A 15097-nucleotide genomic window follows, 5' to 3' on the forward strand; every position below is an offset into this window, starting at 1 on the left:
TTACATCACGAAAAACAAGTCACGTTCCGTCCGGTATTTCGGACGATGTCTCGAAAACTGTGACCTGAGCCATTTCGCGGTCCTCCGACGTATACCTTCAGAAAAGACTGCCGAACGCTGAAGCTTCCCGAGACGCTCCCTTCTGGCCGTTCATTGAAACCACCTTCCCGTACACGCCTTCAATGGAGGACCGCATGACTACACAATCTGTTGCCAAGGTAGATCTCCCCTATTCCGATGGGGACTTCTTCCACTTTGAATCGATGCTTCCCGCCAACGAATCTTGCCGTCTGGATGAGATAAGGAGCTGGCTTGAGGCGGAGGTCCGCCCAGTAGCAGCTGCCCACTGGAACCGTAGCGAGTTTCCCCAACACCTGATTCCCAAGGTTGCAGAACTCGACATCATCAGTCCTGTCCGCCGACAGGGGCATTCCCACCTTTTTGCCGGCATGTTGACGGCGGCAATCCACAGGGTTGACGCGTCCTTCGGGACATTCTTCAGTGGCCACGACGGCTTGTTCACGGGTTCCATTGAGCTGTTGGGTTCCGAGGAGCAGAAGGCTGACTGGCTACCGGATTTCTACTCCCTCAAAAAGACTGGCGTCTTTGCCATTACTGAACCGTTGGCTGGTTCAGATGTTGCCGGAGGGACTCGGACCACGGCGCGTCGGGATGGGGACAACTGGATCCTCAACGGCGAAAAGCGATGGATCGGCAATTCGACGTTTTCGGACTATGTGATTGTCTGGGCCAAGGACACCCACGATGAGCAAGTTAAGGGCTTCCTCGTAGACACGTCAACGCCAGGGTTCAGGGCGACGCTTATTCCGAACCGAATAGCATTGCGCGCGGTGCAGAACGCCGACATCGTTCTGGAAGACGTGATCGTCCCCAACGGTATGAAGCTCGCGGGAGCGAACAGCTTCCGTGACACCAACAAGGTCCTGAAGAGCACACGTGCCACTGTCGGTTGGCAAGCCGTGGGACTTCAAATGGCCGCCTTTGATGTGGCACGCAAATATGCAGTAGAACGCCACCAATTCGGCAAGCCCATCGCGAGCTTTCAGCTGATCCAAGAACAACTTGTCACCATGCTGTCCAACGCCCAAAGTTCCATGGGCATGATGGTCAGGCTGGCCCAGCTCGAGGACGAAGGCAGGTCCAAGAACGAGCATTCGGCGATGGCAAAGGCATTCGTCACAAAACGGATGCGCGAGTCGGTCGCCATCGGCCGCAGTGTCCTCGGTGGCAACGGGGTGGCCGTTGACTACGAGATGGCAAAGATCTTCTGCGATGCGGAGGCCATCTATACATACGAAGGGACGTATGAAATCAACACCTTGGTGGCCGGCCGGGCGATCACGGGACTTGCGGCGTTCGTTTAGCACCCCCTGCCATCCCAAAGCGATGAGTGCTTCATCATCCCTTCCATCGTCCGGTACTTCGGACAGGATGCTCGCTTTTTCCTCCCTCAACCTAGGAAAATCCGGCCTACTTAGATCAGTAGCTCGTGGGCATAAAGAGACTCAGATATGAAGCTCCCTGTGCTTGGAGACAAACCATGGATCAAACGTTCCATGGATATTTCACGAAGGAGTCATCATGGCACCCGCCGATTTCACTACTGGTGCCCGTCCGGTTAAGGCCGCGCGGGGTACTGAGCTTACTGCCAAGTCGTGGCAGACCGAGGCGCCGTTGCGTATGTTGATGAACAATCTGGATCCTGAGGTCGCTGAGCGTCCGGATGATTTGGTGGTTTACGGTGGCACGGGCCGTGCTGTCCGCAGTTGGGCTGCGTTTGATGCGATCACCCGGACGCTGGAGTCCATGGAGAAGGACGAGACGCTGCTGGTCCAGTCGGGCAAGCCGGTGGGTGTGTTCCGTACCCATGAGTGGGCTCCGCGGGTGTTGTTGGCGAACTCGAACCTGGTGGGGGACTGGGCGACGTGGCCGGAGTTCCGCCGCCTCGAGGCCGAGGGCCTGATGATGTACGGGCAGATGACGGCCGGGTCCTGGATCTACATCGGTACCCAGGGCATCCTGCAGGGCACCTACGAAACCTTCGCCGCCGTGGGCAACAAGCTCGCCGCTGAGGGGCGCCACCCGGCCCCCGCCGCAGAAGGCTCCACCGAAGGACCCCTGGCGGGGACGCTGACGTTGACGGGTGGTTGTGGCGGGATGGGCGGTGCGCAGCCGCTGGCCGTGACGTTGAACGATGGTGCGTGCCTGATCGTGGACGTGGACGAGACCCGTTTGCGCCGTCGTGCGGGCAAGCGGTACCTGGATGAGGTCGAAACGGATCTGGATGCCGCCCTTGCGAAGGTCCAGAAGGCCAAGGACGAGCGCCGCGGCTGGTCCGTGGGGTATGTGGGCAACGCCGCCGAGGTGTTCCCGGAGCTGCTGGCCCGGCACAAGGCCGGGGAAGTGACCTTTGATGTGGTCACGGACCAGACGTCCGCGCACGACCCTCTGTCGTATTTGCCGGAGGGCATCACGGTGGCGGAGTGGCACACGGAGGCTGAGGCGGATCCGGAAGGGTTCACGAAGAAGGCCCAGGCGTCCATGGCCCGTCAGGTCCAGGCGATGGTGGAGTTCCAGGACGCCGGTGCCGAGGTGTTCGATTACGGCAACTCGATCCGTGATGAGGCACGCAAGGGCGGCTACACCCGGGCGTTTGAGTTCCCCGGTTTCGTTCCGGCGTATATCCGTCCGTTGTTCTGCGAGGGCCTGGGCCCGTTCCGCTGGGTCGCCCTGTCCGGGGACCCGGAAGACATCGCCGTCACGGACAAGGCCATTAAGGAACTGTTCCCGGAGAACACGCACCTGCACAAGTGGCTTGATGCTGCGGCGGAGCGGGTGGAGTTCGAGGGCCTGCCGGCACGTATTTGCTGGCTCGGGTACGGTGAACGGGCCAAGGCCGGCCTGTTGTTCAACCAGCTCGTCAAGGAGGGCAAGGTCAAGGCCCCGATCGTGATCGGCCGTGACCACCTGGACTCCGGCTCCGTTGCCTCCCCGTACCGGGAAACCGAGGCCATGGCCGACGGCTCGGACGCTGTTGCTGACTGGCCGTTGCTGAACGCGCTGTTGAACACCTCTTCGGGTGCTACCTGGGTGTCGATCCATCACGGCGGTGGTGTTGGTATTGGCCGGTCCCTGCACGCCGGGCAGGTTTCCGTCGCTGACGGCACAGACCTGGCCGCGGAAAAGCTCGAACGGCTCCTGACCAACGACCCCGGCATGGGCGTCATCCGCCACGTCGACGCCGGCTACGACCGCGCCGTCGAAGTCGCCAACGAACGCGGCGTCCGCATCCCCATGATCCCCACCGGCTCCCAGCCTTCGCAAGCTCAGGCCAGGTCCCTCGCCGGCATGGGCTCAGAAAAGTAGGTAACAATCACAAAAGGAATGGCAGGTGGTCCGCGGACTGCCTGCCATTCCCTCTGTCGAAATGACTGAACCGTTCAAGGGTCCAAGCATTTTCTCCAGTCTCAGTGGGCGGGAACGGATTCCTTGGCTGCCGCCTTCGGATCCATGAGCTTCTTGTTGGGCAACGCGAAGCTGATGAGGAAGGCGATGAGCATCAGGCCAGCTGCCGTGAGCATCACAGTGTCAATTGACTGTGCGAAGCCCTCGGTGATGGGCCTGGTGAGGGTGCTGTTGGCTGCGTGAAGCCAGCTGGTGTCGTTCAGGGAATCGTTGTTCGCACCGTTCTTGAAGAAATCGAAGAGCTTGGCATTCGCAGGATCCGCCGCAACGGCAGGATCCTTCATGACCGCTTGGTAGTCCGGGCTGGAAGCAGCGGTCTTCATGCCATCGGCGATCTTGTCCGCGGCCAGGCTGAACAGCATGGAGATGAACACGGCCGTGCCCACGGCTCCACCCATGGAGCGGAAGAATGCCGCGGTGGAGGTTCCGACGCCCATGTCCTTCGGCGGCACCGATACCTGCATGGCAAGTGTCAGTGGCTGCATGCAGAAGCCCAGACCGACGCCGAAGAACACGGCAATGAGTCCGGGAACCCAGAGGCCCGTATCGACGCCGAGCACCAGGCCCATGACGAGTGCGGCGCCAGTCAGGATTGCCGTACCCAGGATGGGGAAGATTCTGTAAACGCCCGACGACGAGATGGTGCGCCCGGCGCTGATGGAACCGAACAGGATGCCCACGGTGAAGGTAATCATCATCAGGCCGGCTTCGGTGGGGGTGAGGCCCTTCACCAGCTGCAAGTACATGGGGAGCATGGCAATGGCGCCGAACATGCCGATGCCGATGATGAAGTTCAGCAGGGATGACAAACCGAAGGTTGCGTTCTTAAAGAGACGCAAGGGGATCAGTGCGTAGTCCCCTGCCCGCATCTCTGCGAACAGGAAGGCCACTATGCCAACGACGCCAAGGCCGTAGCACAGCCAGGATGCGCCCGATGCCCAGCCCCAGGACCGGCCCTGCTCAGCGACAAGAAGGAGCGGAACGATTGCCAGGGTGATGGCTGCCGCGCCCCAATAGTCGATCTTCTGTTTCACATGCCGTGCAGGCAGGTGAAGGAACATAAAGACCACGGTGAGTGCCGCCAGGCCAATGGGAAGGTTGATGAAGAATACCCAGCGCCAGCCGTCGAAGCCCAGGATGGTCGATGTTCCCGCGAAAGCGCCGCCGATGACGGGACCAAGGACGGAGGAGATACCGAATACGGACATGAAGTAGCCCTGGTATTTGGCCCGGTCCTTCAAAGCAACGATGTCGCCGATGATGGTCAGTGCCAGCGCCAAAAGGCCACCTGCGCCAAGGCCCTGCACGCCACGAGCGATTGCAAGCTCCGTCATGGAATGGACCGACCCGGCATAGAGGGATCCGGCCAGGAAGATCAGGATGGCTGCCAAGTACAGCGGACGGCGCCCGAAGATGTCGCTGAGCTTGCCGTAGAGCGGCGTACTCACAGTAGAAGTGATGAGGTACGCGGTGGTGGCCCATGCCTGGAGTGACAAGCCGTCAAGGTCATTGGCAATGGTGTAGATGGACGTCGACACAATGGTCTGGTCCAGTGAGGACAGGAACATGCCGAGCATGAGTCCCACCATGACGGTGAGCGTCTGACGATGCGTCAGGACCTCGCCGGCGGCCCGGACGGGCGCAGATTTGGACATATCTTCTCCAGAGGTGGCAGAAAAGTGGATTTTAAGCAGGATAGTTGCTTTCAGTAACTATCCTAATGCCTGTTTGATTCCCGGAAGAAGAATGTTTCTTGAACAACTTTCGTAAGTCGGCCAGTTCCGGGGTCAGCGTTCCACGAGAATGCCATCCGGGTCGCTGTAGATCATTACTCCGGGTTGGATCCTCACCCGGTCGATCACCAGCTGGACATCAACCTCACCTACGCCCGTCTTAGCGCTCTTCTTCGGGTTGCTGCCCAGCGCCTTGATGCCTAGCGGCAAGCGGGCAAGGGCTTCACGATCCCTGACGGCTCCGTTAATAATCACGCCTGACCAGCCGTTGGCCACAGCACTTTCAGCGATCATGTCTCCCATAAGGGCAGTCCTCAGTGATCCCTGTCCATCAACCACCAGAACGGCTCCTTCGCCGGGCGTCCCAAGGACAGTCTTCACGAGCGCGTTGTCCTCGAAGCACCTGATGGTCCGCACCTGTCCGCTGAAGTGCGTGTGACCGCCCAGGTTCTGGAACTGGACTGCAACCGATTCCAATTCCTCGCCCCGATCGTCATAGAGATCAGCCGTATTAATCTGCTCGCTCATGTCCTTCTCCTCCATACGTTTGAGGCCACACTAACGCGTCCGCCACCGGGGCTGCACGGCACCTTGTGGGCCATGTGGATAACGGACCGGAACTCCGTTCCACGACCCTCACCCGCGCTAGTCTGAATCCAGACATTAAAAACTAGGGGGAACCTGCCATGAGCCTGTCCGACCTGCCCGGTCCCGTGCCGGATCCCGCCATAGTCCGGGGCGGCACGGCCACTGCTCTCGCCGAACCAGTGGACCGCGTCCGCGCGCTGTGGATCACTGGCGTGGTACTGATCAACGTGGGCATCAACGCGGCGTTTTTCGGCCCCATTCAGGTTCTCCTCGGGCAGCAGGCGGTCCACTTTGACGAGGGCCAGAAGGAAGCCATCCTGGCCCTGGTCACCGGTTGCGGGGCAGCTGTCTCGTTGGTGGCCAATCCTTTGTTCGGCGCTTTCAGTGACAGGACTGTGTCACGCTTCGGACGTCGCGTTCCGTGGGTCCTCGTGGGAGCGATCCTAGGGGCAGTGGCACTCGTAGGACTGGCGGGAGCGCCGAACGTCGCCGTCATGACGGTGCTGTGGTGCTTCGTGCAGGCTGGATGCAACGGCGCTTACGCTGCCATCACGGCCGCGATTCCAGACCGCGTTCCAGTGCCCCAACGCGGCACTGTCGGTGGTTTGGCAGCCATGGGACAAACAGTTGGCATCCTGGCGGGCGCGGTGATTGCCGCCGTCGTGGCTGGAAACTTTGCCGCAGGCTACCTGGTGTGTGCAGCGGCGCTGCTGGCCGGCGTCGTGCTTTATCTGTTCAAGAATGACGACCAGCCGCTTCCAGCCCAGGCGCGCCCTCCGTTCAGTCTTGCGCGGTTTTTCCAAGGCTTCTGGGTCTCCCCGAAACGCTACCCGGATTTCGCGTGGGCATGGCTCACGCGCTTGCTGGTGAATATTGGTAACCACATGGTCACGCTCTATCTGCTGTTCTTCCTCAGCGATGCCGTGCATGTGAAGGAAACCGAGGGCATCGAACCTGCGTTCGGAGTGCTTATCCTGACCGGCCTTTATGCGGTCATGGTGATCATCACCAGCGTGATCGGCGGGACAGTGAGCGACCGGATGGGCAAGCGGAAGCCCTTGGTGATCGCGTCGTCCGTGATCATCGCCATAGCGTCATTGATTCTCGGGTTTGCGCCGACGTGGGCCGGCGCCATTACGGGCGCGCTCGTCCTGGGTATCGGCTTTGGAGCCTATCTGGCCGTGGACTTCGCGCTGATCACCCAGGTCCTGCCGACTGCACTGGACCGTGGCAGGGACCTGGGCGTGATCAACGTGGCGAACTCGCTGCCGCAGGTGGTTGCCCCGCTCATTGCTTTCCCGTTTGTCACGTACTGGGGCGGCTACGTCTCGCTGTACGTAGCCGCCGCAGTCATCGGATTGCTGGGCGCCGTGTTCGTGGTGAAGATCAAGAGCGTGGTGTAGCCGGCTTAGAAGACGGCGGTGAAGCCACCCCAGCCCCAACCGACCGCTGATTGACCTAGCCAGTAGCTACCAGGCAGTCCCTGGGCCAGGTAATCCGCGCCATTGCCGTAGTACATGGTGAGCTGGCCGCTGCGGTCGATGCCAAACACGTCGATCTTGTCGTCACCGTTGAAGTCGCCTGCAGAGCCGATCGTGGTGAGGGCCTCCCAGCCGTAACCGACCGTCGATCCCGTGTAGCGCTCGAACGACCCATTGCGGCTGCTGGAAAAGACCATCAGATTGCCGTATTGGCCCCTCGCGGCAACCTGCAAATCGCTTCTGCCTTCGAAGTGACCAACGCTCATTAGTGAGTCATATCGGCCCCACCCCCAACCGATGGTGTACGAAGGCAGCCAACCGCCGTGCCCGTTGCCGGGGTAGAGGACAAGGTTGGTCGATGCGTCCCTTGCAATGAGATCATTCGTACCATCACCGTTGAAGTCGCCAGCACCAAAAATGGCCGTGAATCCGTTCCAGCCCTGGCCGATCTGGAGTGCCTTCTTCCAACCGCCGGACCCGTTTCCTTGGTACAGGTACAACCGACCCTGCGCATCGCGTCCCATAACGTCAACGGTGCCGTCGCCGTCGAAGTCACCCGGAGAGAACAAAAGGTTGAAGGCATTCCAGCCGGTTCCGATGACCTGGGTAGGTTGCCAATGTCCCCGGCCGTCAGTCGGGTACAGCAAGAGACGGCCGGCCGCGTCGCGGGCGAAGATATCCATGGTGTTGTCCCCGTTGAATCCACGAGCGCGGGGCTTGGCGGCGATCCGCAGCGATTCACGGGCCTGAAGGGTCAAAGTTGACTCGACATCGTAGGTGACCGTTACGAAAGCGGTCACAACACGACCGTAGTCAGCTGCTGTAGCCCTGTATGTCTGACCGGTGGCCCCGGGAATGACTTGGCCGTCCCGCGTCCAGTAGAACGAGAGCGAAGGGCTTCCGCCTTCTGGCACGACCATCGGCGTGGACCAGCTAAGGTCGGCCTTGAGAAGTCCGCCGACTGCAGGTTCCCCGGTGAGTTCCGGTGGCGCCATGTAGATCTGCCGCATCGGCGCGGCCAGAACAGGAACTGCAGCCTGAGCGGGCAAGCCCGGGGCGATGAGAGCACCGGCCAAGGCGGACGCAGCAAGCAAAGTAGACAGCCTGCGGAGTCGGTTAGGCGCGCTGAAGCGCGGAGCATTGCGAGAGTTCAAGATTTCCTCATGAAGAAAGTTGGCCGAGGCGGCCATGCGAAGGTGATGAGAGCAGAATACAGCTGGTCGCGGTTGGGAGTTAGCGAGGCCGTGGTCGCCGGGTGAGCTTAGAAGACAGCGTTGAAGCCGCCCCAGCCCCAGCCAACTACAGCGGAGCCCTTCCACCCGCCTGAGCCGCTGCCGTAGTACATGCGCATCTGACCCGAGGTGTCGATGCCCCAGACGTCGTTGGCGCCATCGCCGTCGAAGTCGCCCGCGCCGCCGAGCTTGGTGATGGCGTTCCAGCCCTGGCCGATCACACGGCTCGTGGTCCAGCCGCCATGACCATTGCCACCGTAGAAGACCAGGTTTCCGGCGCCATCGCGGGCCAGGACATCAGGCTTGTGGTCGCCGTCGAAATCACCCGGGGAGAACACCGAAGTCATGCCGCCCCATCCCCAGCCGATGGTAGAAGCAGCCAGGAAGCCGCCTTGGCCGTTGCCCGGGTACAGCACGAGCTCACCGGAAGACTTGCGGGCAAGGAGGTCGTTATTGCCATCCCCACTAAAGTCGCCCGCCGCGAAGATGGTGCTGAAGATCCCCCAGCCCCAACCGATCTGTTGTCTCGGGTACCAACCGCCGTGCCAGCCGGCTGGGTAGAGGAAGAGCGAGCCGGCGCTGTCACGGGCGATCACGTCATTCTCGCCGTCGTTGTTGAAGTCGCCGGCAGCGAACATCGTGTTGAAGATGTTCCACCCCGAGCCGACTTCATATGCCTGCTGCCACGTGCCGTTTCCACCGGTGGGGAACAAGCCGAGGCGGCCCCAGGAGTCCCGGACGTACAGGCTCATCGTGTACGAATCCCAATACTCGGCGCGGTAGAAGCCGGAAGTGTGGGGACGATCGATGTCTACGGGAGTCACGTAGTTGAAGTCCAAAGCGTCCAAGGCTACGGCCGCAGTTCCGGACGCGGGGAGGTTGCCGGGGTTGTGGATCAAGGAACCGTCGCGCCAGTAACCAACTTCCTGGCCAGCCGCGGTTTGAACCTGCATGTACTGGGCAAGGTAGGTTCCCGGCGGGGTCCCCTGTGCAAAGAAGACGTCGAACGAGTACGTCGAATCTGCTGCGCTGTATGAGCCCTGCGTCATCGTCGTGTGGAGTTTACCCGTTGCTGTATTCCGGAACAGGACGTACACGTCGGTAATCGGACCGGATGCCTGGAAGGTAACGTGTGATGTTGCCTGCCCTCCAGCGCTGATCGTGTCTGGCGTCGTGGAGACCGCTACAGGTACCGGTGCGAAGGTGTCATCGGCGTGGGCTGCGGGTGCCAAACCCAGCACGCCGACCAAAATAACGCTGCCCATAAATGCGGCCAGCCAGCTGCGCACGCGGCGCAGAGGAGTGCTCCCCATGGTTCCCCCAAATCAGGCCGGTCGCAGATGGCCGGCGGGTGTAAGTGACTTGAGAGTACATGGAGACAACGACAGTCTGGGAATTTGCTGGCAAAAATTCACGCCAAAGACAAGTCAAGCCGAAAACGCAACCAAAATCGGCTTAGAAAACCGCCGTGAACCCGCCCCAGCCCCAGCCAACAACTCCGGCGCCTTTCCATCCTCCGATGCCGCTGCCGTAGTACATGTTCAGTTGGCCGGCGGTGTCGATGGCCCAGACGTCGTTGAAGCCATCTCCGTTGAAATCACCGGCCCCACCAATGCGGGACATGACGTTCCAGCCAGTGCCAATGGACCGGGCAGTTGTCCATCCGCCGTTGCCGTTGCCGCCGTAGAGTCGCAGGTTTCCTGTGCTGTCGCGGCCCAGGACGTCGGGGTTGCCATCGCCGTCGAAGTCGCCGGGCGAGAAGACCTGGCTGAGGGCGTCCCACCCTTGGCCCACGGCGCCCGGGGATTTGAAGCCACCCGTTCCGTTGCCTGGGTACAGCACCAACGCGCCTAAAGGCGTGCGGGCGAGGACATCGTTGTTGCCGTCGCCGGAGAAGTCGCCTGCTGCGATGATCGTATCGAAGACGTCCCAGCCCCAGCCGATTTGCTTGCGCGGAAGCCAACCGCCGGTCCCGTTGCCTGGGTACAGGAACAGCGACCCGTCGTGGTCCCTTGCGATGACGTCATTGAAACCGTCTCCGTCAAAGTCGCCTGCGTTGAAGACAACATCGAACACGTCCCAACTGAAGCCGATGGTCCGGGGAGATTGCCAGTGGCCTGCACCGTCAGTGGGGTACAGGAGCAGATTCGCCGCAGCATTCCGCGCGAACAGGTCCATGGAGGCCCCGGCGTCGAAACCTGTTGTGTGCGGTTTGTTCCGAACCACGGTGCGGCCGAAAACCGTAAACGGACGCGTTGCCGTTACAGGATTGCCCGCTTGGACTACCGCCCGGAAGCCAACGACGGCGCCACGATCCGCTGCCTGAAGGGTGTAAGTCTTCGCCGTCGCACCGCTGATCACCGTCCCGTTGCGCACCCATTCGTACCTGACGCTGACGGGCCCGCCGACTGTCCCAGTGGAAACACTGCCCTCGTTGAAGACGCCCGTGAGCTTCTCGCCGACGATCAGCTTGCCTTGGAGTGTAGGAGCGGTTGCTGTGATGGGTGACGTGGGAGTCAGAGGGAGCGATGATGCCGAGACAGCGCGGTATCCTGCCCGCGTGGCCGTAACCCGCACGGACAGCGTTTGGTCAAGGTCTGCTTCTGCGATGCGGTAGTTGTTGAGCGTCGCCCCAGGGATCGGCTGGCCGTTGCGCAGCCACTGGTACGCAAAACCGGTGGGGGTTTGGGTCCAAGATCCATTGTCCGTGGTCAGCACTTGGTCGTAGCGGGCCACGCCTGTGATGGTTGGCGCCTTGGTATTTGGATTGTCCACCAGCGGGAAGTTGGGATTGTTGACGGCGAAGTCGACGCCGTCCAAGGCTCCAGGCCGCTGCGTTGGTGCTTCCAGCCCTTCCGAGAGGAAGAGAATGTTGCCGTCGCGCCCGTAGCGGACAACCCCTTGGCCCAAGGGGAGCATGATGTTGACGCTGAGGAGTTTGTATCGTCCGGTTCGCTGGAAGGCGCTCCCGTTCACCGGGACATCGGCTTGCGCGCTGTAGGGCCCGGACAGCTGGCTGGTGGGGCCATAGAGGGTTGCCTGCTCCAAAGTGTCCTCATTGACGTAGGTGAAACCTACTTCCTTCGCAGGACCGGTCAGGGTGAAGGACAGAGAGATAACACTCCCGGGACCCACCGTGGCTGGCGAAGTACGGGTGACCACCGTGGGAAGCGGCACGTTTGGTCCCGCAGCTGTAGCGCGGGGAGGCGGGACTGCAATTGCCAGCGCAGCGCAGAGGAGAATGGCTAGAAGGATGTGAAAACCCGTCCGTACTGAATGCACAAACGCTGAAGGCACAAAAGCCCCTTGGCGCACGGAAGAAAAAGTTGTCATCGTATCCCCCAATCCCTAGAACAGGGCGTTAAACGCGCCCCAACCCCAGCCGATGGTTTGGGCGCCGTTCCAGCCGCCGTCACCGTCGCCGTAGTAGGCCAGCAGCTGGCCGGATCCGTCCACTGCATAGACGTCTACATTGCCGTTACCGTCGATGTCGCCGGCGGCGCCAATGGCCGCCATGCCGTTCCAACTCTGCCCGATCACGGCCATGCCTGCCCAGCCGCCAGCTCCATTGCCCTTGTACAGGCGCAGGGCACCTGAGGTGTCGCGGGCCAGGATGTCCACGTTGTGGTCGCCATCGAAGTCGCCGGGGGTGATGATCTTGTTCACCACGTTCCAGCCGCTGCCGACGACTGACCGGGTGAGCCAGCCGCCGTCGCCGTTTCCGGGGTAGAGGTAGAGCAAGCCGCTGGAGTCGCGGGCGAGGATGTCGTTGTTGCCGTCCCCATTGAAGTCGCCAGGCGAGACTATCGAGTTAAAGGCATTCCATCCCGAGCCGATTTGGCGGCCTGCGAGGAACCCGCCATTTCCGGTTCCTGCATAGAGGAAGAGGTTCCCGGCCGAGTCCTTGGCGAGGATGTCGTTGTTCCCGTCCCCATTGAAGTCGCCAGGGGAGAGGACGGTCCCGAAACCATTCCAGCCGGGACCAACGGTCCGGGCGGATTCCCAGGCGCCCCCAACGCGCGGATACAGCATGAGTGTGCCGTCTGCGCGGCGGGCAAGCATTTCGAACGTGCCACGCCCGGTAAAGCCGTTGGCCCGGTTGGAGGCGGAGATCTCTACAGTCTCGGCGCTGCCAACTTCCATGGGCTCGCAAGGATAGTTCGACGCGACGTAAGCCGCGATGGTCTTGCCGCGGTCCTCTTCGGTGAGCTTGTAGTTCCACCACTCCCAGTGGTCCTCTGCATGCTCGCCGTCACGGGTCCAGTAGATGTGGTAGTCGGGGCCGGCAGCCGCGCCGCAGCCCCGGTAGGAAGCAGGATCGATCTCCACGGTGAGCGTGGAGCCAACAAACGGCGCACCGTGAACCACGGGATCTGCGGGGTCCATGGTTGCCATGGCAGGTGCCGGGGCGAAAGCGACGGCGGCGATAAGTGCCGCCGCGATCCCGGCTACCGCTCGGCGCACGCCTGATGCACGGCATGATAGAGCGTTCATTGTGTCCTCCCCAGACTTATGGGGCTAATCTTACCGCGGCTGGGACCCAGCTAGAAGATTGCTGTGAAGCCGCCCCAGCCATTGCCCACCACCTGGGATGTGCGCCATCCCGTCCGGCCATCGCTGTAATAGATCACCAGTCGGCCCTGCTGGTCCACGCCGTAAACGTCCGGGAAGCCATCATTGTCGAAATCACCGGCAGCGCCAGCGGTCTTGAGGGCATTCCAGCCGACCCCCACCAGCCAGGACCTCGTCCAGCCACCCGCCCCGTTGCCGCCGTAGAAATACAGGTAGCCGCTGCGGTCGCGCGCCAACACGTCTACCTTGCCGTCGCCGTTGAAATCGCCAGGCGTCAGCAGGGCGTCCATTACCTGCCAGCCCTGCCCGACGGCGGTCCTCGCCAGCCAGCCTCCGGAACCATTGCCCGGGTACAAATAGAGGGCGCCGCCGGGTTCCCTGGCCAGGATGTCGTTGTTGCCGTCTCCGTTGAAGTCGCCCGGGCTGACGATTGAGTCGAAAATGTTCCAGCCCTTACCGATGGTCTGGGCCGGCTTCCAACCTCCGGTTCCGTCGCCGGCGTAGAGATAAAGAGTGCCTGCTGAGTCACGCGCGATCACGTCGCCCTTGCCATCACCGTTGAAGTCGCCGGGGGAAAGGACAAGGTTGAAGACGTTCCACCCCCAGCCCACGGTGCGGGCGGCATCCCAAGCGGCGCCTGTCCGCCCGTACAGCATCAACGAGCCGTCACTTCCGCGTGCCAGGAGTTCGAAGCTGCGGCCCGTGAATCCGTTGGCCCGGTTGGGCGCAGCGACGGGTCCGGTCTCGTCGCTGTGGAGGGTTTCGCCTCCGCAGGCGGTTTTGCTGGCGGTCAGGTGCGCGGCCATCCGTGCGCCCGTGTCATCCTGCTGCAGGAGGTAGCTGCGCCCGGTTTCGCCCGCCACCAGGAAACCATCCCTTGTCCAGTAGACGGTGAAATCAGGGCCCTTTCCGCCGCCGCAGCCATAGAAGGTATACGGGCCGATTTCAGTAGTTAGCGTCTTGCCAACAAACGCGTCGCCGATGACTATGGGGTCCGGCCCGTTGCTGGACGCGCCCGACGCCGGCAGTGGGCTAAGTGCCACCGCCGCCACAGCGGCGGTCAGCAACGCTGCTGCCATCCGACGTCGAAAATTCCCCATAGCGGTCGTCCTCCTGTATGCGCACCCAAAGCTTCCTGCAGTGTATGTGGGGCACCCGCCCTTTCCCGGGAACGGCATGGACGCGTTCCAAGAAGGGCGCTCTCAGGCAACGGTCATTTTGCTCACGTATCATTGGTGCGATCGGCCTGCCGCGGGTCCTGTGACCTGAGCCGGCCGTTTCCTTGCCAGCCTGCCAAGAGATCGCCGGAAATGCCCGAACCGTTTTCCCTGGAACCGTACTCCCTTGATCTGACGACGGGGTTGCCCCGTATGGCTGCCGCACCGACCACGCCGCGGCAGCTGCTGCGCTATGCCCGCATCCTGAAGACAGCGGCGGGCTTTGCCCAACGTCAGTTCGACACGTTGAGTTTGTCGGACATTGCCGCCAAAGCGGACGTACCGCTGGGCACCCTGTATCGCTACTTCCCCTCCACAGCGCACCTGATGTTGGCCGTGTACCGGCAGCAATTGCGCGAGCTTCGGGACGGCGTGCGGCAGAGGAAAGGCAAGGGCCATGCACTGTCAGGTTTGATGATGGAGATTTTCCACCTGAGGGTTATGCAGCCCGGGGTGGAGCATTGCCTCATCCGGCCTGCCGGCAAAGACAGCGATACCGCCCAGCTACTGCGGGAAATTGACCTCTTGTCCGAAGAAGTTGTGGGTTCCTTGAGCAAGGAGCCCGGAAATGACGCCCCGAAGGCCAGGATTCTGTTGCATCTGGTCAGTGGTCTGGTCCAGGCCGTCAGGTGTCGTCGCTTGTCGCTCTTTGAAGCCGAAAAGGACCTCAAGAAGGCGTGCAGCCTCATGACCGGGGACTGACGAGATAGCTCCTCCGGTCTAGACCACCGACCCCTGAGAATGCGTTTTTTCACGTGAGCTGGGTCACTTTTGGATCTGCATAAACG

The 15097-nt window shown here is 61.6% G+C and carries 11 protein-coding genes; 4 read left to right on the forward strand and 7 right to left on the reverse strand.

All coding sequences use genetic code 11. From position 1 onward, the window contains the following. Positions 1 to 194 precede the first annotated feature (194 nt). Positions 195 to 1385 (forward strand): acyl-CoA dehydrogenase family protein, encoded by a 1191-nt coding sequence (locus AC1DD7_RS14175; protein WP_477515481.1) that lies wholly within the window; start codon positions 195 to 197, stop codon positions 1383 to 1385. Between the two features lie 217 nt (positions 1386 to 1602). Beyond that, positions 1603 to 3387 (forward strand): urocanate hydratase, encoded by a 1785-nt coding sequence (locus AC1DD7_RS14180; RefSeq protein WP_477515482.1) that lies wholly within the window; start codon positions 1603 to 1605, stop codon positions 3385 to 3387. A 101-nt stretch (positions 3388 to 3488) separates the two neighbouring features. Here AC1DD7_RS14180 and AC1DD7_RS14185 read toward each other — a convergent pair whose 3' ends face one another. After that, positions 3489 to 5141 (reverse strand): MDR family MFS transporter, encoded by a 1653-nt coding sequence (locus AC1DD7_RS14185; protein ID WP_431117030.1) that lies wholly within the window; start codon positions 5139 to 5141, stop codon positions 3489 to 3491. 132 nt (positions 5142 to 5273) lie between these two features. Further along, entirely contained in the window at positions 5274 to 5747 is a 474-nt protein-coding gene (gene rraA, locus AC1DD7_RS14190) for a ribonuclease E activity regulator RraA (RefSeq protein WP_477515483.1), read from the reverse strand. A gap of 158 nt (positions 5748 to 5905) precedes the next feature. Between rraA and AC1DD7_RS14195 the strand changes: the two genes are divergently transcribed. Further along, positions 5906 to 7210, forward strand: coding sequence for an MFS transporter (locus AC1DD7_RS14195; protein WP_477515484.1), 1305 nt, complete (start codon positions 5906 to 5908; stop codon positions 7208 to 7210). A 5-nt stretch (positions 7211 to 7215) separates the two neighbouring features. Here AC1DD7_RS14195 and AC1DD7_RS14200 read toward each other — a convergent pair whose 3' ends face one another. The 5 genes from AC1DD7_RS14200 to AC1DD7_RS14220 all read right to left on the reverse strand — a co-directional run bounded on the left by AC1DD7_RS14200 (position 7216) and on the right by AC1DD7_RS14220 (position 14192). Further along, entirely contained in the window at positions 7216 to 8442 is a 1227-nt protein-coding gene (locus tag AC1DD7_RS14200; protein ID WP_477515485.1) for an FG-GAP repeat domain-containing protein, read from the reverse strand. A 107-nt stretch (positions 8443 to 8549) separates the two neighbouring features. Further along, positions 8550 to 9833, reverse strand: coding sequence for an FG-GAP repeat domain-containing protein (locus tag AC1DD7_RS14205; RefSeq protein WP_477515486.1), 1284 nt, complete (start codon positions 9831 to 9833; stop codon positions 8550 to 8552). Between the two features lie 142 nt (positions 9834 to 9975). Next, positions 9976 to 11697, reverse strand: coding sequence for an FG-GAP-like repeat-containing protein (locus tag AC1DD7_RS14210; RefSeq protein ID WP_477515487.1), 1722 nt, complete (start codon positions 11695 to 11697; stop codon positions 9976 to 9978). Positions 11698 to 11868: 171 nt separating this feature from the next. Further along, positions 11869 to 13014 (reverse strand): FG-GAP repeat domain-containing protein, encoded by a 1146-nt coding sequence (locus AC1DD7_RS14215; protein WP_477515488.1) that lies wholly within the window; start codon positions 13012 to 13014, stop codon positions 11869 to 11871. A 50-nt stretch (positions 13015 to 13064) separates the two neighbouring features. Beyond that, positions 13065 to 14192, reverse strand: a complete 1128-nt coding sequence (locus AC1DD7_RS14220; protein ID WP_477515489.1) for an FG-GAP repeat domain-containing protein — start codon at positions 14190 to 14192, stop codon at positions 13065 to 13067. 210 nt (positions 14193 to 14402) lie between these two features. Between AC1DD7_RS14220 and AC1DD7_RS14225 the strand changes: the two genes are divergently transcribed. After that, complete coding sequence (locus tag AC1DD7_RS14225; RefSeq protein WP_477515490.1) at positions 14403 to 15011, forward strand: TetR/AcrR family transcriptional regulator; 609 nt, start codon at positions 14403 to 14405, stop codon at positions 15009 to 15011. Positions 15012 to 15097: the final 86 nt, after the last annotated feature.

It is taken from the genome of Paenarthrobacter sp. 10L412 (assembly GCF_056395565.1).

Bases quoted from the DNA above. Each gene is read 5' to 3' on its own strand.
- AC1DD7_RS14175 (WP_477515481.1), top strand. From the start codon at position 195: ATGACTACACAATCTGTTGCCAAGGTAGATCTCCCCTATTCCGATGGG.
- AC1DD7_RS14180 (WP_477515482.1), top strand. From the start codon at position 1,603: ATGGCACCCGCCGATTTCACTACTGGTGCCCGTCCGGTTAAGGCCGCG.
- AC1DD7_RS14185 (WP_431117030.1), bottom strand. From the start codon at position 5,141: ATGTCCAAATCTGCGCCCGTCCGGGCCGCCGGCGAGGTCCTGACGCAT.
- rraA (WP_477515483.1), bottom strand. From the start codon at position 5,747: ATGAGCGAGCAGATTAATACGGCTGATCTCTATGACGATCGGGGCGAG.
- AC1DD7_RS14195 (WP_477515484.1), top strand. From the start codon at position 5,906: ATGAGCCTGTCCGACCTGCCCGGTCCCGTGCCGGATCCCGCCATAGTC.
- AC1DD7_RS14205 (WP_477515486.1), bottom strand. From the start codon at position 9,833: ATGGGGAGCACTCCTCTGCGCCGCGTGCGCAGCTGGCTGGCCGCATTT.
- AC1DD7_RS14215 (WP_477515488.1), bottom strand. From the start codon at position 13,014: ATGAACGCTCTATCATGCCGTGCATCAGGCGTGCGCCGAGCGGTAGCC.
- AC1DD7_RS14220 (WP_477515489.1), bottom strand. From the start codon at position 14,192: ATGGGGAATTTTCGACGTCGGATGGCAGCAGCGTTGCTGACCGCCGCT.
- AC1DD7_RS14225 (WP_477515490.1), top strand. From the start codon at position 14,403: ATGCCCGAACCGTTTTCCCTGGAACCGTACTCCCTTGATCTGACGACG.